This window comes from Prosthecobacter dejongeii, assembly GCF_014203045.1.
GTDB lineage: Bacteria > Verrucomicrobiota > Verrucomicrobiia > Verrucomicrobiales > Verrucomicrobiaceae > Prosthecobacter > Prosthecobacter dejongeii.
On the sequence record NZ_JACHIF010000007.1, the window covers coordinates 230,440 to 252,588 of the forward strand.

Here is a 22,149-nt window from a genome sequence, read left to right on the forward strand (position 1 = left end):
GCTTCAATACACGTCGCGTTGGTACCGTTTGTTTTTCTTCATATCGGCAACATAAGCACTGGCTTCTTCCGCCGAGCGACCGCCTGCGGTCTGGATGATTTCATGCAGTGCTGCATCCACATCCTTAGCCATGCGTTTAGCATCTCCACAGACATAAAAATGAGCGCCTTCCTCCAGCCACTGCCACATCTCGGCAGCCGCAGTCAACATGCGGGTCTGCACGTAGATCTTTTCTTCCTGATCCCGTGAAAAGGCTGTGTCCAGGCGGGTGAGGAGGCCCTTTTGCACCCACTCGATGATTTGGTCATGATAAAGGAAATCGGTGGTGCGCCTCTGGTCGCCAAAGAATAGCCAGTTTTTACCTGTGGCTCCCGTGGCTTCACGCTCTTCTAGAAAAGCGCGGAATGGGGCAATGCCTGTTCCCGGTCCCACCATGATGACGGGCTTGCTCAGATCCGCCGGGAGGCGGAAGTGTTTGGCTACATGGAAGAAGATTCCCGTCGTTTCGCTCAAAGCTAGACGATCTGCTAGGAAGGTGCTGGCTACGCCTTTATGCTGCACGCCGTGGACGTCGTAACGAACAGCTCCTACACAGAGATGCACTTCTTCAGGGTGGGCCTTGATACTGGAGGCAATCGAATAAAGGCGTGGCTGAAGTTTGCGCAGGCTGGTGACAAAATCTGCTGTATTCAATAACTGGTTAGGAGTAATCCCGTGCAGATGACGCACTTCATAGTTTGAAATAAGGGCGTCACGAAGGAATGCCGTGCCACCATCTGGCAAAGCTGCCTCTGCCTGTGGGTCCAGACTGTGGGCGGAAATGATGGCATCTACAACCTCAGGGCAGTTTTTGACATACACGCCCAGAGCGTCTCCCACTTCATAGTTAAGACCAGAACCTGCGAGTGAGAAGGCGATGTGTCGGGTGTCTTTAGAACTGCCACTCGCGTTCAAGGCAATGTTTGCGATCAGTGGCGCTGGAAAGGGGTTCTTTTTGCTGTAACCTTTTTCTTCGATCTCCTTTGCGGGGGGAACTGCTGCGACGACGGTCACAGATATTTCTTTGCCTGTTTCCAAGGCACTTAAAGCGGTGCTGCTCCACGTTTTAGCCAATTCATCGAACTCGACGTCACAGTCCACACGCTCAGTCACGCGTGTCGCACCGAGTTCTGCTAACCGAGCATCGATTTTTTTGCCTGCTAGGCAAAAAGTCTCCCCGTAATTTTTATCCCCTAGAGCGAGGACGCTGTACTTCACGCCATCCAGTTTAGGACTGCTGCCATTTTGATTGATGTTGTCCCAGAAAGAGATGGCATTGTCTGGCATGTCTCCCTCACCCCAAGTGCTGGTGATGAGTAGAACATTTTGTTCGCGAATCAGGTCGGACGGTTGCAGCGAGTCGAGGCCAGCCGCACGTGCGGTAAAACCCCGGCTCGCTGCTTCCCTGGCCAGCCGCTTGGCCAAACTTTCCGCGTTGCCGCTCTGGCTTCCAAAAGCGATAAGCAAAGACCTTTTCGCTATCTCGGCAGTGGGGGGAAGGGGAACGCTTTGGTTCTCTCCGCGACTGATTAGGCCTGCCAGAAAGCCGTTGAGCCAAGCTCTTTGCTCGGCAGTGAAAGGTGCGGATTCAGGTATGAGTGGAACGCGGGACATAACGGTTTTTCAAGTCAAAATTCAGGTGAGGGCCATCATCCTAAAAAGGAGAAGCAGAGAGATAACCAAAAGGATGAAAAATTCGGTGCGATACAAAATGAGCGGGTTTCGCTCGATGAGTGGTGTGAAGTTTTCGAAGAAGGGCTGCACCCGTTCTGGATTGGCTAAATCATGGGCCAGTTCGGAATAATGCTGGTAGCGACGTTCCGGCTTCAGTGCGATGGCTTGGCGTACGACGGTCTCCGACCACGGTGAGACATTTGGATTCGGTTTGGTTAGGCTTTTGGTCGCGCTGAACGTGGGAGTCTGAAAACGTTCGATGCTGCCATAAGGCAGTTTGCCCGTCAGTGACTGGTAGAGAACCACCCCAATGGCGAAAATTTCCGTGCGCTCTTTGTTGGGGATCCCACGAAATCTCTCAGGTGCCAAATACCTGGCGGTTCCAGCGGGGAAAGTTTGCACTAAACCGCCTAAATACTTGCGGTAGAAACTGTGACAGTGTCCAGAGCTTTTAAGGTCGGATAATTTCATTCTGGGCTGGTTGGTTGATGCCCCTTTCAAATAGCCACCTGCGTGCCAATTGTGCGGGTGGCTTTCAGTTGCAATGTGAATCTTTTATTGGATATTCATGAACATAATTCATGAATGGAGGGGCGTGGTAAGACTGCTTGAAACACTTTTTGCCGGTTTTTCCGGTGTATTGTCGGCCTAGCTTGGCCACGCTCCTCCACCTATCAGGCTGCCCAGTTCAATGCCTCTCGTGTAGCATCGCTGCAGCTTTCCAGTATTATTGATCGTTAGAAGTCAATCTGCACCTGCACGTATCCAAAATGGGCATTATCATCCGCTCCAGTGTCTGAGAGATAGTCTCCAGCGATGAATAGACTGTAGCCTGCCTGTAGTGCTACGTGAGGATTGAATTTGTAAACAGCAGTCAGGTCCACTTCTTGTCCACGAAAGCTACTGGCAGTACGAGCGGCTGCATTCACTGGACGGACGCCGGTGACACCATTGACACGGCGCCAAGCGTCATCATTGCTAGCATTCCAATAGATGTGGTAGTCCAGCATAAGCTTTAACTTTGGCGTGGGCATGACACTGAAGTTGATCTGGGGATTGTGCATGTTGGTCCAGCCGGTGGTGTCCATGTAGCCATAGAACAAATGGTTTGTCGGATACAGGTTTTGGAAGGTTTCGATGTCACCGTCAGCAGGGTTTTGGTCGCCTGTGGCATAGTTGTATTGCAGGCCTAGACGTGGTTTCCATGGATGGCCCAGCCAGTTATAACCCGCTCCCCAGTGGCCTGCAAAGGCGGTCAGATCACGTCCGTTGACTTCACCCGTTTGGAAAGCCATTTCGGTCTCATAGTCCCAGCCACGTAGCTTCTTTGCATCGCCCTTCCACAGAGTGCCGAAGGTGAGGAAGTTGGTGTCGCCGAGTTTGGGCCCGAAGTTGGCATTGCCGTCATCCATTTTGTGGAAGACATAAAAATCCGTCGTGGTATTCACCGGCACGAATTGCGTGCTGAAATAAACACCGCTGAAGATTTCATTCAGATTGTCATCATCATCCAGGAAGGTGGACTTGTTCCACTCATGATCTTTGAAGACCACGGGACTCGAACTGAAAAGATCCAAGGACCATTTGGGGGCGGCGTACCGCAGTTTCAGCGCATCAAAGGTACGTGCTTGGTTCAGCCATTCCAAGGGGCCCACAAGTCTCTGATCTCCATAACTCAGGAATTGACGACCGATGGTGGCGCTCGGTCCTTTTTTGATGTCGCCCAATTGCACATAGGCCTTGAGGAGATCAAAGGTATCATCGCCTTCAGCCGCAAAAGTTCCGATCTCATTCGGTCGGCTGCCACCGATCTCTCTCACATCTTGCCCTTGGGCATAGATTTTAAACCAAGGAGTAAAACTGTATCCGAGGCCTAACCGAAAGCGCTGAAGTAGCCATGAGGCATCTTGAGGGCCGTTAACGGCACTATTAAAGTCAAAGTTGTTTTCGCGAACTTCGACGCGCATTTTCTCTTGGATATCCACGGTAAGTTTACCGTCCAAGAGTGTGATGGGGGCATACCCTGGAGGGAGGGGCGGTGCGGGTGGCACAGAGGATATGGGGGCGGGTGAACCTGCTTGGGCCAAAGAAGCCGTTGCCAGGAGTATTGCTAGCCTTTTCATCGGTAGTGAGGGTGGGTGTTGATGCGTTATTGTTGTTTTTCTCGGCTAAGCGGCGGCTGTCGGGAAAGGAATGACGTGAGCTGCCATTTCGGCAGCCATGTCTGGGGAAGGTTTAAACTCAGGTTCGCGGCTGGGACGAATGTGAGAACGGTCGTTGAGGAAGGTGATTAGGCGCTCACGCAGTTCGTAATAGCGTGGGTCTTCCATGATTTCTTTGCGGTTACGCGGGCGTTCAAAAGGGATGCTCAAAATGTCTTCCACTTCTGCTTCGGGACCATCTGTCATCATGACCACACGGTCAGAGAGGAAGATGGCCTCATCCACATCGTGAGTGACCATCAACGTGGTGATGCGGTTGCGACGCCATAGCTCTAACAGCACTTCTTGTAATTCGTAACGAGTCAGAGAATCGAGCATGCCAAACGGCTCATCTAGAAGCAGCATCTTTGGCTGCAAAGCAAAGGCCCGAGCTATACCAACGCGCTGTCTCATGCCTTGGGAGAGTTCTGATGGATATTTATGCATCGCATCGGATAGGCCGACAATACTGAGGTAATACTCAGCCATTTGGCGGCGTTCCATCATGCTAGCCGTGAAATACACTTGGTTAACGCCGAGCATGACATTCTCAAATGCGGTCATCCAAGGTAGCAGGCACGGAGACTGGAAGACGATGCCTCGATCTGGCCCCGGCCCCACGGCTTCTTTTCCAGCGAGAATCATATTGCCCTGACTGACTTCACTCAAACCTGCGACCATCATAAGCACGGTGCTTTTTCCACAACCGCTGTGACCGATCAGAGTTGCAAACTCACCCTCCTTCAGTTTCAGATTGAAGTTTTTGACGATCGTTGCCGGACCTTTGGGCGTGTCATAGATCTTCCACAAGCGATCCAGTTCGAGCATTTTGGGATTCAGTACACTCATGCGGTTACCTCCACTTCTTCATTTTTCAGTTCGTTGCGGCGTTTAGGGCCCCGGCGGTTCAGGAACTCAAAGCTATTCACCAAATTCAGATCCTCTGGAAGGATGTCTGGCAGGGCCAGTTTGAGGCTGGATTTCGTTTTATTTTTACTTTTGGCATCCAGCAGAATGCTGATCAGGTGTGCTCGGAGTTTTTTGAATTTAGGGTCGTGATTGATGGCCTTGCGATCTCGAGGGCGTTCGATGTCCACCTGAATTGATTCTCCCAAAGTTGCTGGAGAAGTTGGTAACAAGGGGATAACTCGATCCGCTACTAAAATGGCTTCATCAGGGTCATTGGTGATCCAAACGACGGTGGTTTTATTGTTCAGCCAAATCTCAGCAATCTCGTCCTGGAGAGTGGCTCGCGTTAGGGCATCCAGGGCACTTAACGGCTCATCCATCAAGAGGACTTTGGGGTTCATCGCTAGTGTGCGCGCCAAGGAGACGCGCTGCCTCATACCACCGGAAAGTTCTCTGGGCAGTTTGTGAGCTGCATGGCTCAATTTCACCATGCCGATGTGTTTTTTTACGTGGGCAGCCCGCTGTTCTTTGGTCCAGTCTTTGAACACTTCATCTACGGCTAGAGAGATATTTTCCTCCACAGTCAACCAAGGCAGTAAAGAGTAGTTCTGGAACACGAGTCCACGATCTGGGCCTGGCTCTGTGATGGGTTTGCCCTCGATCATAGCTACACCAACATCTGGTTTCACTAAACCAGAGATCAGGTTGATCAGTGTGCTTTTCCCTGAGCCAGAATAACCAACGATGACAACGAATTCACCTTCTTCGACAGAAAGATTGATATCGCTCAATACTTCGGTTCGCTGGCCTGGTAGGCCGAAACCCTTGGATGCATTTTTAATTTCGATGAGTGGCATATCGAGTGAAATTTCTTCCGTTAAGCAGTTTTGAAGCGGTTTTCGATCACACTCATCAGACGGTCTAAAACGTAACCGATGATGCCAATGGTGAGGATGCAGAGAATGATGTGGGCGAAGCTATTGGCGTTGTATTGCTGCCACAAAAATCCGCCTACTCCTGGCCTACCAGTAAGCATCTCCACAGCTACGATGACGAGCCAAGCAATGCCTAAACTGAGCCGAAAGCCCGTGAACATGTAGGGCAGAGTGGCTGGCACGAGGACTTTCCACAGCGTTTTGCTTTTCGACAACTTCAGCACTTTAGCCACATTCAAATAATCCTGAGGTACAGCACGCACGCCAACAGCGGTATTCATCACCGTGGGCCACATGGCACAGATGGCGATGGTGAAGAGAGCCGCTGCATCTGAGGCTCCAAAGGTGGTGCGGCCACCTTCGTCCATGATCTTCACGCCGCTGAAAAGAATCATTCCCAAAGGAAGCCAAGCCAAAGGTGAAACGGGTCTTAAGACTTGAATGATCGGGTCAAACGCGATGGTGAACTTCTTTGATAGTCCCAAGAAAAAGCCAATGGGGGTGCCTATGACGAGGGCAAGAAAGTATCCTTGGGCCACAAGCTTTAGGGACAACCAGGTAAAACGTAAAATGCCCTGATCCAACTCTCCTCGCTTGGCGAAAGGTTCCATCACATACTTGCGGCTGGCCGTCCATGTTTCCCCGGGTGTGGGTAGATCTTTGGAAATGCCGTAGCGTTTGGTTTCTTTGACCGTGTCCCCCCAGTCATCTTTCTTTAGAGTGGTCACAGATTTCCCGGCGATGCCATACCAGATGAAGCAGCAGACAAGGATAGCGCCTAATGGCAGGAGGAATGAGTCGAGTTTGTAACGTTGGAGCAGGTTCATAGGAGAAGTAGAATAATGAAAGAGAGGGGCTCCGGACATGGAGCCAGATCCGGCGCAGAGAAAAACCTCTGCCAGTGAGCCAGATCTGGCTTTGGGGTTAAAGTTTGTTAGGCTTTTAGGCTTTTGATATCGAAGCTAGCTGCGTAAGTTTCGAGATCGCTTTTAGGATCAAAGACATTCCCATCGAAGAACGATTCAGGTTTATTGTCGGCACCGCCATGGGCGAAGCCGATCTCCTTCATCGCTTCTTCATAAATGTCACCACGCATGACCTGCTTCGTAACGGCGGCGTAATCAGGAGCACCTTCTGTGAAGCCCCAGCGGCGGAGCTGCGTGAGCCACCATTCACAAAACTTCGCTTGTGGATAGTTGCAGTTGCGGTCACTGAAGATCATGTAATTGGGGTCCCTGAAACGGCGCCCATCTCCCATGTCGTATTTTCCCTGCAGACGGCCCAAAATGGTTTCTGGAGGGCAGTTGATGTAGGTGGGGGCACTGACGATGTTTGCCTGTTCTTCGCGGTTTTCCATTTTGTCCAGCCACACACTGGCTTCATGCAAAGCTTTCAGGACGGCTTTGACCGTCTTGGGATTTTTCTCGGCAAATTCTTCGGTGAAAGCACAGACCTTTTCTGGATGGTCTTTCCATATGGACTGAGTGGTGATGGAGGTGAATCCAATGTCATCTGCGATGGAGCGTGCATTCCAGGGCTCTCCCACACAAAAGCCATCCATTTGGCCGACTTTCATGTTGGCCACCATCTGTGGAGGTGGAATGGTGATGAGGGAAACATCAGCTCCAGCGCCCCCAGCATCTCCCGGGTGAATCCCCCCGGCTGCCAGGTAGTAACGCATCCACATGGCATGTGTGCCTGGAGGGAAGGTCATGGCAAATGTCATGGGCTTTCCGGCGGCTTTAGCCTCATCCACAAAAGGCTTCAGCGCTTTCGGATCATCGGCCACTTTACCTTTCAATTCCTTTTTGAGGGTGATGGCCTGACCGTTGCGGTTGAGAAGCCAAGGAATGATCATAGGCTTTTTAGGGGCACCTCCCAGTCCCATCGTGCTAGCAATCGGCATGCCGATCAGCATGTGCGTGGCCTGAATGTCGCCATTGCTCAATGAATCGCGAATAGCCGCCCAGCTAGCACCTTTGGTAACGGTGGACTTGATACCGTATTTTTTAAACAGGCTCTTTTCATGAGCGATAACGATGCTGGAGCAGTCCGTGAGTGCGATGATGCCTAGATTGACATCTGGTCGTTCTGGAGAGTCATCGGCATAGGCGCTGCCGACCCACCCCTGAGGGAGGCCCGCTAAAAGAGTGCCTAAGCTGGCTGCGGTGGAACGCTGTAAAAGACTGCGGCGCGAGAATGTGTGGGCGGGTGGTTTCATGCGAGGGCGGATTTGGAACGTTTATTGGTTTTGCTGGTTTTCTTGGCGGCGGCTTGCGGTGCAGGGAAAGGGAGGGCATCAGAGTTCCAGCATTCACGCAGGGCCTCACTGGCTTCGTTGCGTTGACTGGGAAGGATGAGTCCGTGGGCAATGAATTCATCCACGAGCCAGCGACCTCGCTCGCTGGTAGTTTCATTGGCCTCGTAACGATGGAAGATGTGAAATTTGGAGGCCTCGATATTTTTGCCTACGCCTAGATCAAATGGACCTATGAGTGAGCGCTGAAGGATGTCTTCGCCGTTGGTGAAATAACCGCTATCAGCGAGGATTCGGACCACCTCTGGGCGATTTTCAGACACATCGCAAAAAGCGCAAGATTCACGCAAAGCCTCTCGAATGGCATGTGCTTGATCGCCATGTTGCTCAATAAAAACCTCATTCATTAGCAACACTTTTTCTGGATGCTTGGGGGAGAGATCTTCACTGGTCGCCGCGATCCAGCCCACACCTTTATCTACAGCCACTGAGTTCCAGGGCTCTCCCACACAGTATCCATCAATGAGGCCTGCCGCTAAGTTGGCAGCCATTTGTGTCGGGGGAAGAGCTACGATACGAACTTCCGTATTCGGATCAATGCCGCCAGAGATCAGCCACCGGCGCAGTAAAAAATGGTGGGCGGCATAGCGGGAGACCATCCCAAAAGTCAAACGACGAGATGTCGTGCTACGGATGAGTTTTTTCAGGGTTACTGCATCACGCACGCCGCGGTTCCAAAGGTCACGACTCAGCGTGATGGCATCGCCATTTAGATTGAAGACGAATGGGGCCACCACTCGGCAAGGAGGCGTGCTTAATCCCAGACGCATGGCTAATGCCAGCCCGGCAATGGCATGTGCAGCATCTATTTGGCCATAAAGCAATTTCTCCCGAATGGTGGCCCATCCGACCTCACAACTTAATTCGACCTTAACTCCATGTTTGCGAAACAGCTCTTTTTCCTTCGCCACGAGCAAAGGGGCGCAGTCGGCCAGCGGAATAAATCCGATGCGGACCGGCTGGACGACACCCGCAAGAGGGGCAGGGGATAGGAGAGCTGACTTTGGCATAACAATAGACAGCATCAGCATCAGGGGTGCCAGCGTGCCAATCTCATGCAGAAACCACGCGCAATCTTTTTCACATGCAGTATGAATGTAATTCATGGATCATCCGCTCGATACCCGACAGCTTCGCGCCTTTATCTCGCTGGCACGCAGCGGTAGCTTTACCCAGGCTGGCCGCGAGCTGCATCTTACCCAGTCCGCCATCAGCCATGCCATCAAGGCCTTGGAGACCGACTTGGCTTGTCAGCTTTTCCATCGGCAGGGTAAAAGTGTCCATTTAACCCACCATGGGCGTGAGCTACTGCCGCACGCGGAAACCATCATGCAGGAAATGATTCAGGCCCGTGCCATGCTAGGTGCTCTGGATATGACTCCTCGTGGCCGCCTAACCATCGGTTGTACCCCTGCAGCTTCCCAGTTCATCCTCCCCACCGTTTTACGGGAATTTAAAGAAAGCTTTCCTCAATATGAAATCCGGGTGGTGCCAGGGGAGACCCCACAGACGATCGAAAAACTTCTCTCCAATGAAGTGGATCTAGCCGTAACGTTGCGTCCGCCCGATGTGACGCGCTTGGATTGCCACCCCATTTTTGAAGATGAACTGGAATTTTTGGTTTCGCCCCTTCATGCTTGGGCTACCAAAAACCCGCGAATCAAAGATGCTAGTTCAGAGACTTTTATCGTCTCCAGTCGTAGCAGTTTAAACTTTGCCATGATCCAGGAGTTCTTTTTGAAACAAGGCGTACGTCTCAATCACTTCATTGAGTTAGGTAGCAGTGAAGCGATCAAAGAATTGGCCAAACTTGGATTGGGTGTTGCAATTGCAGCGCGGTGGATTGCGCGGAATGAAATAGCAGCAGGGCAGCTCGTTCCTGTTCCTTTGCCTAAAGCACGTCTCCGTCGTCGTTGGGTGACATCCCATCTGAAAGGACGCCCTATGAATCTTGCCGAAAGAACATTCGTCGGGCTTTGCGAGCAGGTGGGTAAATACATGAATTAAAATTTGTTAGACGTTGATTATGCTCTCGGGTTCTCCTTATCAATACTGTTCCAGATGTGGACATGAATCCATGGCTGCCATTTCGGAGCGGCAGCATGTTTGTAATGAGTGTGGTTATAAACATTATATCACACCCTTCCCTGCCGCAGGGGCTTTGATATTAGATGCTCAAGAGAGACTGCTTGTCACGCGTCGTGCCCATGAGCCTGGGCTTGGTAAACTAGGGCTGCCAGGAGGCGTTGTGGAACCTGGTGAAGCAGGCGAGGAAGCGGCTGCCCGGGAATCAAGAGAAGAAGTGGGCTTGGACATCCCTCCGTCATCGTTTCGATATTTCATGTCTCTGCCTAACTGGTATTGGTATCAAGACTATCTCTGGCCTACGTTGGATCTTTTCTTTCTGACCCAAGTGGAAAGCTTCGAGCACTTCAGCCCCTGTCCGGCGGAAGTCTCTGAGATTCTTCTCATACCTTTGGACGAAGTCTCCTTGGAGGATTTTGCTTTTGAATCGAACGCAGAAGCTGTGAGACGGTTGCAAGAATCTCGTGCCCGGCTTGTATGATGCTACATCATGATTCACCCACTTTTTGATCTTACCGGTAAAGTCGCACTGGTCACTGGCGGCAGCAAAGGACTGGGCAAGGCTATGGCCCGTGGTTTTGCCGAGGCCGGGGCTCATGTATTCATTTCCAGCCGTAGCGAGGCGGATCTCAAAGCTGCTGCGATAGAGATTGGCGAGGGTTTGCCCGTGCGAGTGGAATGGATGGTCGCGGACATGATTGATCGCGCTCAAGTGAAAAATCTGGCTGACGAGATCGTTAAACGATTGGGCAAAGTGGACATCCTCATTAACAATGCAGGTTCAAATCAACCTCAAGCCATCGATGAGATCACCGACGAGGCCTGGGACCGCATTGTCGAACTGGACCTCACTTCTTGCATGGCGCTCACACGCTATTTAGTCCCTGGAATGAAGGAGCGCCAGTGGGGGCGGGTGATCCACATTTCCTCGGTTTTGGGCGTAGGCTCGAAGGAAAAACGCAATGCCTACTCGGCCTGTAAAGCTGGCCTCATAGGGCTGGCTAAAGCCAGCGCCATTGACCTCGGCACTTTTAATATCACCGTCAATTGTCTTTGCCCCGGGCCTTTTCTCACAGATCTCCCCATGAGTTTACTCAGTGATCCTGAAAAAGAAGCCTTTGCCAATCGCACCGCTCTTCGTCGCTGGGGACTTCCTCGTGAACTGGTTGGTCCTGCTTTGATGCTTGCCAGTGAGGCTGGTAGCTACATCACTGGGGAAGCTCTTTTGGTGGATGGTGGGGCTTTTGCTCGAGCTTTGTAGGAAGACAAATCTTTGCTGGCGCTTTTCTTCCGTGCCCTTTCAGTACTGAAATGTCATCTTCGTCCACTGCCCCCGCCACTTCTCACCGGCCAGGAATCATTCTGGTTCTGATCACCCTTTTGGTTTACGGGTTGTTGTCTTATTTACGACACTCGGAAAAACCGATGTGGGATGAGCAGCGTTATCTGGATTATGCGACTAACTTAACGCAGGGATATTACGTTACGGAAGCGGAGCCAGATATTGTCAACGGCCCGGCCTACCCCATTCTTCTCATGCCTTTCGTAGGGGGCGGGCCAGACCATTGGTTATTTGCGCGGTTTTTAAATGCTGTTTTCATGGCTGGGGCGGTCGGCTTTGTTTGGTTGACCGTCCGCCATTACGCCAACTCCGCATGGGCTTTCGCTGGTGCTTTGATCACGGCTTTTCATCCCACCTTACTTTGGATGGGGGCGGCGCTCATGACGGAGCCACTCTCCACCTTTACCTTTACAGGCTTTATTTGGAGCTTCACTCACGCCCTCAGGGACAAAAGATGGACGTGGACTTTGCTCACTATCGTGTTTTTCGGAACACTCATCTTAACCCGGGTCTTTTTTGGGCATGTGCTCATGGCTACAGCCGTTCTTTGCGGAGCGCTGTTATTCATCAAAGAATGGCGACCAGCTCTGCTGCGCACCCTAGTTATTTTGGCGGGCTCGCTCGTTTTTTGCTCGCCTTATTTAGCCTACACCCAATCTAAAACGGGAGAATTCTTCTGCTGGTCCACCAACAGTGGGGAACTGCTTTACTGGATGAGCAGCCATCACGAGGGCGAAAATGGTCACTGGTTTGGCAAAGCTGATGTGCGAACCAAAGAATTTCTAAATCCCGTACATCGCGAGTTTTACACAGAACTACTGACCCACCCCATCTTGGAGCGTGAAGAGCGGCTGAAGGCGGCCGCCATGGCCAATTTCAAAGCCGCTCCAGCTAAAGTCGCCTACAATTGGGTCTGCAATCTCACCCGTCTCGCCTTCGGTTTCCCTCGTTCTCACCAGCCAGAAGAGCTTCGCACCATTGTCTTGATTGCCTTTAACGGTCCCGTCATTTTATTAGCTGCTGCGGCGGGCTTATTGGGATTGTGGTTCTGGCGCAGCATCCCGGTGGAAATTTGGCTTCTAATGGGCATGGCTGCTTTTTACTTGGGGGGCAGCACCCTCGCCCCCAGCCTGCCGCGCTACTTTGTCCTGATGGTCCCCGTGCTTTGGTTGGGAATCGCGCATGTTTTTTATCGGCACGTCCGGGTGAGCATCACGGATTGAAAAGATCAAATCGGCACTGGAATTGGCCCAAGGTGAGGCTAGAATCGTATCTCCCCAGCCGTCAGACATCTTTTGTTCTGATGCAGTTCTTTCCAACTTCCCTATGCCCAGCAAGAAGACCCACGTCTGCGACTCTGTCGAATCCGTCATCGCGGACATCCGTGTCGGCCGCATGGTGATCGTCACTGATGACGAGGACCGTGAAAATGAGGGTGACCTCATTTGTGCAGCCGAGGCGATCACGCCTGAGATGGTCACTTTCATGGTTCGTGAAGGTGGGGGTATGCTCTGTGTGCCAGTTTCTTTGGGTATCGCTCAGCAGTTGAATCTGGAGAGCATGGTTCCGGAAAACCGCGAGGCTTTCCGCACCGATTTCACGGTCACTGTGGATGCTGCGGAGGGTATCACCACCGGCATTAGCTCTGCGGATCGTGCCCGCACCATTCGGCTCTTGGGGGAGCCTAAAAGTACGATTGCTGACTTCGTCCAACCAGGCCATATCAACCCTCTTGTGGCAAAGCCAGGTGGAGTCCTCCGTCGTGCAGGTCACACAGAAGCTGCTGTGGATCTCTGCCGTCTGGCTGGACTGCGCGAAGCGGGTGTCCTGATCGAGATCATGAATCCCGATGGCACCATGGCACGCATGCCAGATCTTCAAAAGTTTGCTAAAAAGCATAAACTTAAGATTTGCTCCATTGCCGATTTGATAGCCTATCGCCGCCGCAGCGAAAAACTGGTGGAGAAGATCGAAGTCGTGGACATGCCAACGGATTTTGGTGTTTTCAAACTACACCTTTATAAGAGCAGTCTCGATGGCGTTCACCACGTAGCCTTGGTCATGGGTGATATTGATGCCGAAACCCCGACCCTCGTTCGGGTTCACAGCGAGTGCCTCACTGGCGATATCTTTGCCTCTCGCCGCTGTGATTGTGGCAGTCAACTGCACGCGGCGATGACCAAAGTGGCTGAGGCAGGTCGCGGCATCATCATCTACATGCGCGGGCATGAAGGCCGTGGCATTGGTCTCCATGGAAAAATTATGGCCTATAAGCTGCAAGAGCAGGGGCTGGATACCGTCGAGGCTAACCTTAAACTGGGTTACGCCATGGACCTTCGTGATTACGGTATTGGGGCTCAAATCATTTCGGATCTTGGGGTGCGTAAAATTCGCCTCATGACCAATAATCCGCGCAAAGTCGTGGGATTAGAGGGGCATAAACTTGAAATCACGGAGCAAGTCCCCGTCATTTCAGAGCCTAACCCCCACAATAAAAAGTACCTCGAAACCAAAAAGAAAAAACTCGGGCACAAGCTCTGATCTGCACCGCCTCATTCTCAGGCTCTTATAATCTTCTCATGTCACAATACGGTCCCAGTCGTCCTCGCCCCATCCAGGATCGCGTTTCCATCGCGATCGTGGCCAGTCTCTATAACAATCAATTCGTGCAGGGTCTGATTGACGCTGGTCGTGAAGAACTCGAAGAGCTGGCACCCAATGCCACCATCACTGTTTATCGTGTGCCTGGGGCCTTTGAAATCCCAGTCTGCGCGGAGTTGGTGATCAAAAATACCAAGCCAGATGCAGTGATTGCGTTCGGTGTCATCATCCGCGGTTCTACAGAGCATGCTGACTTGGTAGGTGCCTCTGTCACTGATGCTCTTCAACAGATGGCCGTGCGCCACACACTTCCGGTAGTGCACGAAGTCCTGTTGGTAAGTTCTGAAGAACAAGCCGAAGAGCGTTGTCTAGGCGTGAAAATCAATCGTGGCACAGAGGCCGCCCAGGTCGCTGTCAATATGATTGCGCTATTCCGTAAGATGCGCGCCAGTTTTGCCGGTCAACCTGAACTGGAGACAGTCTAATTATTATGGGAAAACGCCGTGAAGGCCGTGAGGCTGCCGTCCAGTTTTTATTCGCCAGTGAACTCCATGGGGAGCATACCCCAGAGGAACAGGAGGCTTTCTGGACCATCCACAATGCTAAAAATTCCGTCCGCACTTATGCAGAATCCCTCATTCAGGGTGTGCAGTCGAATCTCTCTGAGATTGACAGCTTGATCGAGCCCGTCCTTGAAAATTTCCGCATTCAGCGTCTTGCTCACGTGGATCGCAATGTTTTGCGCCTTGCCGTTTATGAGATCATGCACGTGCCAGAGGTGCCAGCGCCAGTGATCATCAACGAGGCCATTGAAATTGCCAAAGCGCTCGGGGCAGGGGAGTCGGGCTCCTTCGTGAACGGAATCCTTCATAAAATTGCCCAAAAGGCACGCCCGAAATCGAACATATAAACACGATCATCTGTCCACATTTGATACGCGTCATGCCGTCAGATGTGGACACTTCAGATGGTACTTGTTTGAGCTTGCAATGAGCCGGAATTGACCAAATCGCGGCAAATGTTTGAAAAGCGCGTATTCAGGGTAGAAAAGAACTTGTTGAGACGCCTACAAACGCTTTCATAACATCCCACTTGCCCACCCCCATAAACCATCAGGAACGAAGGAGAAACAAACTGTGAAATTTAAGTGCCCCTCTTGTGACATGCAGTTGAAGGCCGAGCCCGACATGGCTGGCAAAGTCGTCCGCTGCCCCGGTTGCAACAGCAAGCTTTCCATTCCTGCCAGTGTCGGCGGGGATCTACCTCCTCCGTCTGGCCTGCCGTCTCCAACGGGATATACCCCCCCACCAGATGCATCTGCACCGTATGAATCATCTGGTGAAGTTGCTCCTCCAGCAGATGAGCTTCAACAGCATCGTCAGGAGCGCGGTGGTTGGGAGGAAACAGACCCATCGAATCCAAACCCAATGCTCAGTTTTGGCATGGGTGTTGTATTGTTCCTTGCATGGGTGGGTATCTTATATCCCTTCCAAGCGCCAGAGGGCACTTCTCCTGCTGACTACACCGGGATGCAGTTCATTGCCTCGTTGTTCTACAAACACATGCTGGTGAGCTTCACCAACACCTTGTTCTTCACATGGGCCATGGCCATCCTTTACCTCAAGTTCAAGAAACTTCGTCATCAGCGCGAGGCTCTTCTTCTGGATGTTTTGCCTTGGGAACTTGGCAGCGAAATCAATGCCCAGAACGTCAGTGCTTTCATTGACAATCTCTACAAGCTCCCCGTCCGCCTACGCGACAGCATGATGGTGAATCGCATTCGCAAAGCTTTGGAACTTTTCGAGGTGAAACAAAACGTCGGAGATGTGACCAACATGCTTTCCAGCCAGTCGGACATTGATAGCATGCGCATCGGCGGCAGCTTTACCCTTTTGAAGGCTTTCCTTTGGGCCATTCCGATCCTCGGGTTCATCGGTACAGTGTTGGGCCTATCCCATGCTATCGGTGGTATGAACTTCGCCAATGTGGAAGACGTTTCAGCCATCATGGCTTCCATCAATAGCGTGACAAGCGGTCTGGGCACGGCCTTCGACGCTACTCTTCTGGGGCTCGTATTGGCCATGTTGCTGAACTTCCCCATGAACTCCATGATGAAGAGCGAAGACGACTGTCTGAACGACATTGATGCCTTCTGTAACGAAATACTCCTCCCACGTCTCAATGATGGTGGTAGCATCGCTGGTGGCGATACCAATGGTGTCATGGAAACCCTTGTCAGAGCTGTAGCTCAGGCGCAAAAGGAATTCCTTGTTGATCTCAACTCACTCTCCGCTCGCATCAATGAGCAGGCGGCAAACCTCGATAAGCGCGCCACAGCTCATCAGGAACGTGTGGATGCTGAATTCGCCATTGCCGTCAATCGCATGCGGGAAGACCTCACCGGCGCTATTAAGGATAGCGTGAAGACCACCAGTGATTACACGCGCGCTTTGGCTTCTGGAATTCAGGGGCTCAACAATGTTCTGACGGAATTGGGGGGTAAGCAGATTATCATCCATCAGGTCAAAAAGAAGGGATGGTTCAGCAAGCAAGACTGATCCCTTTCCACCCCGCTCTGCGTTTTCATTCTTTGATCCCCCATGGCCAAACGACGTCATAAAGGAACAGACGAGATTCTTCTCATTCCTTTCTTGGACATTCTATGCTCCTTGATCGGCGTCTTGATCCTCATCATCGTCGTTTTGTGCGTCTCTCAGTCTCAGCAGACTAAGGGACGCACACCGGAAGAGATTAAAATGGCCCAAGAGTATAAAGACATGCTCAAGGAGCTCAAAGAGCGTGAAAAACTTCAGCAATTGGTGATTGAGAAGCTTGCTAAACTTAAGGAAGTCCAAAAAAACCTTGAGGACAAGCAGCTGCGTTTTGTTAAACTTCGTAAAATTCTCGATTCTTCCAAAGAGCTTAAAGAGCAGAACAAAGAAATAAGTCAGAAGCTGCAAAAAGAACTGGATGATCTTTTAACGGAAATCGATGGCATTGGTCGCCAGCAGAAGGACACTCAGAAAGAAATCGAGTTACTTGCCGCTGAACTGAAAAAACGTCAGGTGCCGCCAGATAAAAAGGTTCCACCCGTGGTCGTTCAACCATCGGGTTCCGGCATGGCAGATACAACGAAGGTTTATTTCGTGGAATGCTCGTCCGGTGCTCTCAAAGTACTGGGTGCTTGGGGCGAAGATTATCGCTTAGCTGCTACGCCCAGCGTGGTTGTTGCCGATGTGGCTTATAACCATTTCCTCAGTGAGGTGGGTAAAGACAAAAACTCCCTTATCCTCTTCCTCATTCGCGATGACGGGCAAGGCGCCTTCAATACGGGGGCTGGGCGTGCAGAGGCAGACTACAGCATTCGTGTGGGTAAACTGCCTATTCCAGGGCGTGGTCAGCTTGATCTTGCTTTGTTCGATAAGTATCGCGGCAAAATTTCCGCCCCGCCAACTCCAGGCACCGCTGCTCCCACTCCAGCGGAAAAGAAATCTTAATTAGCCTATCTTTTTATGTCCAAGCACAAACATGAAGAGCAGGAATTGCCCTTCGTCGCTTTGATGGACACCATGACGAACGTCGTTGGTGTGCTCATCATCGTCATGGTCATGGTTGGTATCAGTCTCGCCAGTGCCGTCAACAAGATCCTCTCAGATCTTCCCCCCGTGACTAAAGAGGAGCATCAGCGGATGGTTGAACAGATCAAAAAACTCCCGCCGATCGCAGAAGACCCCAAAGATCTGGATGAGAAAAAGCGCATTGCAGAGTTGGAGCTCAAGAAAACTGATGATGAACTCAGTAAGATTGATACGACATCCGTTCAGGCGGAACTCAAATTTTTAGATCTCGATAGCTTCCGCAAAAAGCTGGATGAGGCCAAAGTGGATCGTGAAAAGAAAAAAGCTGAAATTGATAAGCTTTTGACTGAACTCGAACGCCTGAAAGGACTGCTGGATCAAACGCCCGTTTACCAACCGCCTGCTCCTAAATACGTCCGCCTTCCCAACCCACGTCCTTATCCGGCAAAACCGAATGAGACACGTATCCTGGTTGCTAAACAGGGGGTTCTAACATTAAACGAGGCTGAGTTCATCAAACCCATCATTGATGGGCTCGATAAAGTGAAAAGTCAGCTCGAATACAAGGATGTTAAAATTGATCCTTTTTTGCCGATGTTGACTAAGATTTTTGGTAGCGCTCAGGCTGCCCAGCAGGCGTGGCCAGACATCGCTCCTTCCGTCAATACCTTCCAGATGGATCAAGTGGCTGAAGCGTATAAAGCCTTGGCCACGGCAGGTTTGCAGCCTAACAAAAATATTTTGTCATCTCTCGGTGACATCGCGGTGGTGATTCGCTCCACTTTACCAGCCGTTGCTGATGCGGTCATCGCCGCCACCAAAGGTGATCTAGCCAAATGGACAGCACTGGATCCTTCAAAAGATCCCTTGAAACCTACATTCAAAGCTACCCTGGCAGGAGCTAAAATCTCTTTCACCTACGGTTCAGGTAAGCCTGTGGAGGTGAAAACCACGCCACGTGATGTTTTGAATTATTTCGTCAAGGATTTGGCGGATCTCGATAGCATTAAAAACAAAAGCCGCAGCAAGGTTATCTACGATGCTTTTAAATTACAGGCAATGCTGGAACGTGCCGCCTCAAACCCGACTCTGAGTGGCTCCTATGTCATCAAGCCAACGGTGCGCCCGGGTAGCACTTTAGTCGCGCTTGCGTTGACTCCTCGGGCTGGTGGTGGTGAAACCCTGGATCAAATGCGGGCGGAGGCATCAAACTACCAGCGTTTGATGCGCCAGATCAAAGGCGATCCGAACGGTGTGGCTGTCTTTCAGGTAATGGCGGATGCGTTTGACGCTTATCTGGAGGCACGCAAGATCGCAGATGAGATTGGCGTGGCTGCCACTTGGGAGTTTTTGGCCCGCCTTGATCTATCTGTGAACGTCGCCAACTACGAAGTGCAGCGCTTTACTCAAGTCGCGGCGGCTGCGCCTAGAAAACCGGGTGATCCCGACCCTGTCCGCATTGCCACGCCCAAACGTTCGCTGGATTAATCAATCGTCGTTTTTTATCCAACAAAGTCGAGGTTCCTTGGACGATCCTCGGCTTTGTTGTTTTCACTTCATTCCAGCATGAATGGTTTTGTTACTCTGGCTACGATTTCTTGCATTCACGGGCGGTAGCATGAGAGATTGTGAGCAATCCCTAGCAAAGGACAGGTTTCTCCATTTGACGTTCTTCATGGTGCGGGCTAAAAAGCCCGAACAATCCGCGATCACGCGGGTCTAAGCTGACTCTATGCATTCTGCCCTTCCTCTGTTTCGCCTCTCTGTGGCCCTGAGCTTCCTTGCCCTCGCAAGCTCCTCCTGGAGCGCTCAACTGCCACTGGATCATCCATGCGCCACCATGGTGAAAAAGTACCTGGAGAGCGTTGTAGCTCAGGATTGGAAAACGGCTTCCGTCATGCTTTTGCCAAGCTCCTTGGAACGCAAGCAGAAGGAAACCATCGCCATCATCAAGACGGCCCCTACCATGACAGAAGAAGCCCAGATGCTGGAGCGCTTCGGTGTCAAAGAAATCCGTGACCTTGAAGTTCTTACGCCTCAGGAGTTTTATATCACAGACCGCAGTGCTTGGCATAAGCGTGTGAATGCGGCTCCTGAGGTCACCAAGAAGAAACAGGATACTCTGAAGATTGATGTCTTGGGCCTCGTGGAAGAAAAGGAAAAAAATTACGTTCACGCGACGGTTCGCACTTCTCAGGAAACTCTGACAGACCGCATCGAAGAGCTCTTCCTCATCTCCTTCGTGAAAGAAGGAGACAAGTGGCTCATCTGGCCAGAAATGAAAGACCGCCCGATCATCACCCCTCTGGACGGGGCTAAAAAGGACGACGGCGAAAAGAAAAAAAGCAAGTAAGGCTGTGAGTTGGGTTTCTGCAGGTGGGATGGCACTGTGATCATTGTCACCGCCAATTTACCTCCACTCTGCCCTCTTAACCGCAAAGTTGCTAATGCTTCACGACACCATCGCCGCCATCTCCACTGCACTGGGAGAGGCGGCGATTAGCGTTTTAAGAGTCACAGGTCCTCAGGCTTTGGAGGTTGCCCAGAAAGTTTTTCATACGGCTAGGGATCTTGTGAGTTTACCTGCACGGCAAGCTCATCTCGTAACTGCCAGAGATGCCGATGGCACAACTCTAGATCAAGGACTGCTCCTCATCTTCTGTGCTCCATCCAGTTACACGGGTGAAGATGTTGTCGAATTTCAGGGACACGGAGGTTTACTCGTCACTCAAAAGCTTCTAGAAAGCCTCCTCGCTGCGGGTGCTCGTGCAGCCGAGCCTGGCGAGTTCACCCAACGTGCGTTTCTCAATGGGAAGATGGATCTTACCCAGGCGGAAGCCGTCATGGATCTCATCCATGCTCAAAGCACACTCGCTCTAAAGGCAGCGCATGAGCAACTTGGCGGGGCCATTGGTAAAGAAGCTATGGCGTTGAAGGAGGAGCTCCTCCCTGTGTTGGCCCACGTCGAAGCGTATATCGATTTCCCTGAAGAAGATATCTCTCCAGATACAGGGGCTTCTTTGGTGGCAAAAATGGACTTAGTGTTAGAGCGTGCGAGTCGGCTCATTGCGACCAGTGAGCAAGGCCGCATCCTCCGCCACGGTGCGCGCACTGTCATTTGCGGCGAACCCAATGTGGGCAAGTCAAGTTTGCTCAATCTTTTGTTAGGCTTTGAGCGCGCCATCGTCAGCCCCACGGCCGGCACTACTCGCGATACCATCGAGGAGATTATCCAGGTTCACGGCATTCCTCTGCGCCTGGTTGATACCGCCGGTCTGCGCAGCAGCCAGGATGAAATTGAACGCGTCGGCATCGAGCGGACTCAGCGCGAGCTGGAGCGTGCGGATCTGATCTTAGAAGTGGTGGATGGCAGCCTCCCTCCCTCAGCTGCCCAGCGCGTGTCCCTGCCTCCTCAGGCCGAGGCCAGGCGCATCCTTATTTTAAATAAAGCCGATCAGGGGCTCCATCCGGACTGGGCTGGCGGCGTTCCGCTCTCCTGCACGGCGAATGTCGGCGTCGAGACGCTTCGCGATGCCATCCGCACTCTCATCATGAATGTGGGGAGCATGCAGGCAGATCATCCCATCGCCATTAATGCTCGTCATAAGATCTGCTTTGAGCGCATTGTCTCCCAGGTTCAGGCAGCCCGCGTAGCTCTGATTGATGGCGCCGCTCCTGAATATGTGGCCCTGGATCTTCGCGAGGCTCTGCAATCCCTCGGTGAAGTCGTCGGTGTGGTGGATGTGGAGCAGATCCTAGACGTCATCTTCTCCTCTTTCTGCATCGGCAAGTGAAGCATCTTGAGGATATGGGCCCTATTGAGTTCCTTATATGAGGAAGGTTATCGAGCTTCAAAGGCATCGTAATACCCGCGCTCAAAGCTCCGCCGATAGCGTGGATCATAGCGGCCTACGTGGGCTCCGGCATCTGCTTGCCTTCCTGCTACCCGGTCACGGAGACCGTATTCATATCCCTGACTGTATGAGGGATCATTCTGAGACGCATTGCTTGGCGGTAACGCAGGCGGTGTGTAGCCACCGGGGCTCGGGTAGCTAGGGGCAGGGCCGTAGCCTGGCATCCCACTGCTGGCTGGTATGGAAGAACGATAAGCCTGCTCATAACCATCATTATAAGCTGTGGCTTGAGTTGAAGAATAACCAAAAGGATTGCGTTGTAAATTTCGTGGCATCCCACTCCGGGCATCGTCACTTCCATCTCGCTGCCCGCGATCATACGCCTGCTGTGCCTGTCCGCTGTCTTGCTCTCGCATGTCGGTACGATACTGCTCTCTCCCATCGGTATAAGGAGCTGGTGCCCCTGGGCCGAAAGGAGACATCGGATTGCCATAAGGATCCACGCATTGGGTCAGAGCCAAAGGCAAACAGCAGAGAAGCAGAAAACGCATATGGACTAAAGTTAACGCAGTGCACATCCAAATGCCAAGGGGAAGATTAGCTCAGATCTCCCG

21 protein-coding genes are annotated in these 22,149 nt (G+C 51.8%); 12 read left to right on the top strand and 9 right to left on the bottom strand.

Going from position 1 to position 22,149, the window contains the following annotated elements; translation table 11 throughout:
- Positions 1-3: 3 nt before the first annotated feature.
- From HNQ64_RS16675 to HNQ64_RS16710, 8 genes are all read right to left on the bottom strand, one after another.
- Positions 4-1,506 (bottom strand): diflavin oxidoreductase, encoded by a 1,503-nt coding sequence (locus tag HNQ64_RS16675; protein WP_246431081.1) that lies wholly within the window; start codon positions 1,504-1,506, stop codon positions 4-6.
- A 168-nt stretch (positions 1,507-1,674) separates the two neighbouring features.
- Entirely contained in the window at positions 1,675-2,184 is a 510-nt protein-coding gene (locus tag HNQ64_RS16680) for a protein kinase domain-containing protein (protein ID WP_184210664.1), read from the bottom strand.
- Positions 2,185-2,450: 266 nt separating this feature from the next.
- Positions 2,451-3,836 (bottom strand): alginate export family protein, encoded by a 1,386-nt coding sequence (locus HNQ64_RS16685; protein ID WP_184210666.1) that lies wholly within the window; start codon positions 3,834-3,836, stop codon positions 2,451-2,453.
- Positions 3,837-3,881: 45 nt separating this feature from the next.
- Positions 3,882-4,763, bottom strand: a complete 882-nt coding sequence (locus tag HNQ64_RS16690) for an ABC transporter ATP-binding protein (RefSeq protein WP_184210668.1) — start codon at positions 4,761-4,763, stop codon at positions 3,882-3,884.
- Positions 4,760-5,680: an ABC transporter ATP-binding protein gene (locus HNQ64_RS16695; RefSeq protein ID WP_184210670.1), complete on the bottom strand. Its 921-nt coding sequence runs from the start codon at positions 5,678-5,680 to the stop codon at positions 4,760-4,762. Before HNQ64_RS16695 ends, HNQ64_RS16690 begins: the two co-directional genes overlap by 4 nt.
- Positions 5,681-5,700: 20 nt before the next feature.
- The gene (gene ntrB, locus HNQ64_RS16700) at positions 5,701-6,585 is read right to left on the bottom strand and encodes a nitrate ABC transporter permease (protein ID WP_184210672.1); all 885 of its coding nucleotides are present in this window, start codon (positions 6,583-6,585) and stop codon (positions 5,701-5,703) included.
- A gap of 107 nt (positions 6,586-6,692) precedes the next feature.
- Positions 6,693-7,979, bottom strand: coding sequence for a CmpA/NrtA family ABC transporter substrate-binding protein (locus HNQ64_RS16705; protein WP_184210674.1), 1,287 nt, complete (start codon positions 7,977-7,979; stop codon positions 6,693-6,695).
- Positions 7,976-9,181 (bottom strand): CmpA/NrtA family ABC transporter substrate-binding protein, encoded by a 1,206-nt coding sequence (locus HNQ64_RS16710; RefSeq protein ID WP_184210676.1) that lies wholly within the window; start codon positions 9,179-9,181, stop codon positions 7,976-7,978. The genes HNQ64_RS16705 and HNQ64_RS16710 overlap by 4 nt, the downstream gene beginning before the upstream one ends.
- Here HNQ64_RS16710 and HNQ64_RS16715 point away from each other — a divergent pair.
- From HNQ64_RS16715 to mnmE, 12 genes are all read left to right on the top strand, one after another.
- The gene (locus HNQ64_RS16715; RefSeq protein WP_184210678.1) at positions 9,180-10,082 is read left to right on the top strand and encodes a LysR family transcriptional regulator; all 903 of its coding nucleotides are present in this window, start codon (positions 9,180-9,182) and stop codon (positions 10,080-10,082) included. The two genes, HNQ64_RS16710 and HNQ64_RS16715, sit on opposite strands and share 2 nt — an antisense overlap.
- Positions 10,083-10,152: 70 nt before the next feature.
- A complete protein-coding gene (locus tag HNQ64_RS16720) occupies positions 10,153-10,641 on the top strand; it encodes an NUDIX domain-containing protein (RefSeq protein ID WP_184210856.1) in 489 nt (162 codons plus the stop codon).
- A 9-nt stretch (positions 10,642-10,650) separates the two neighbouring features.
- On the top strand, positions 10,651-11,421 hold the full coding sequence (locus tag HNQ64_RS16725) for an SDR family NAD(P)-dependent oxidoreductase (protein WP_184210680.1): 771 nt from the start codon (positions 10,651-10,653) through the stop codon (positions 11,419-11,421).
- Positions 11,422-11,471: 50 nt separating this feature from the next.
- On the top strand, positions 11,472-12,725 hold the full coding sequence (locus HNQ64_RS16730) for an ArnT family glycosyltransferase (RefSeq protein ID WP_184210682.1): 1,254 nt from the start codon (positions 11,472-11,474) through the stop codon (positions 12,723-12,725).
- 103 nt (positions 12,726-12,828) lie between these two features.
- Positions 12,829-14,043 carry a bifunctional 3,4-dihydroxy-2-butanone-4-phosphate synthase/GTP cyclohydrolase II gene (locus HNQ64_RS16735; protein ID WP_184210684.1) on the top strand — a complete coding sequence of 405 codons (1,215 nt, stop codon included), beginning with the start codon at positions 12,829-12,831 and terminating at the stop codon, positions 14,041-14,043.
- Between the two features lie 38 nt (positions 14,044-14,081).
- Entirely contained in the window at positions 14,082-14,588 is a 507-nt protein-coding gene (gene ribH, locus HNQ64_RS16740; RefSeq protein ID WP_184210686.1) for a 6,7-dimethyl-8-ribityllumazine synthase, read from the top strand.
- 5 nt (positions 14,589-14,593) lie between these two features.
- Positions 14,594-15,013 (top strand): transcription antitermination factor NusB, encoded by a 420-nt coding sequence (nusB, locus tag HNQ64_RS16745; RefSeq protein WP_184210688.1) that lies wholly within the window; start codon positions 14,594-14,596, stop codon positions 15,011-15,013.
- A 253-nt stretch (positions 15,014-15,266) separates the two neighbouring features.
- Positions 15,267-16,661 carry a MotA/TolQ/ExbB proton channel family protein gene (locus tag HNQ64_RS16750; protein WP_184210690.1) on the top strand — a complete coding sequence of 465 codons (1,395 nt, stop codon included), beginning with the start codon at positions 15,267-15,269 and terminating at the stop codon, positions 16,659-16,661.
- A 42-nt stretch (positions 16,662-16,703) separates the two neighbouring features.
- Positions 16,704-17,600: a hypothetical protein gene (locus HNQ64_RS16755; protein ID WP_184210692.1), complete on the top strand. Its 897-nt coding sequence runs from the start codon at positions 16,704-16,706 to the stop codon at positions 17,598-17,600.
- A gap of 15 nt (positions 17,601-17,615) precedes the next feature.
- Positions 17,616-19,169, top strand: a complete 1,554-nt coding sequence (locus HNQ64_RS16760; RefSeq protein ID WP_184210694.1) for a hypothetical protein — start codon at positions 17,616-17,618, stop codon at positions 19,167-19,169.
- A gap of 244 nt (positions 19,170-19,413) precedes the next feature.
- Positions 19,414-20,034 (top strand): hypothetical protein, encoded by a 621-nt coding sequence (locus HNQ64_RS16765; RefSeq protein WP_184210696.1) that lies wholly within the window; start codon positions 19,414-19,416, stop codon positions 20,032-20,034.
- Positions 20,035-20,128: 94 nt separating this feature from the next.
- Positions 20,129-21,475, top strand: a complete 1,347-nt coding sequence (gene mnmE / locus HNQ64_RS16770; RefSeq protein ID WP_184210698.1) for a tRNA uridine-5-carboxymethylaminomethyl(34) synthesis GTPase MnmE — start codon at positions 20,129-20,131, stop codon at positions 21,473-21,475.
- A gap of 47 nt (positions 21,476-21,522) precedes the next feature.
- On the opposite strand, the gene HNQ64_RS16775 is transcribed toward mnmE, so the two are convergent.
- A complete protein-coding gene (locus tag HNQ64_RS16775; protein WP_184210700.1) occupies positions 21,523-22,086 on the bottom strand; it encodes a hypothetical protein in 564 nt (187 codons plus the stop codon).
- Between the last annotated feature and the right edge of the window lie 63 nt (positions 22,087-22,149).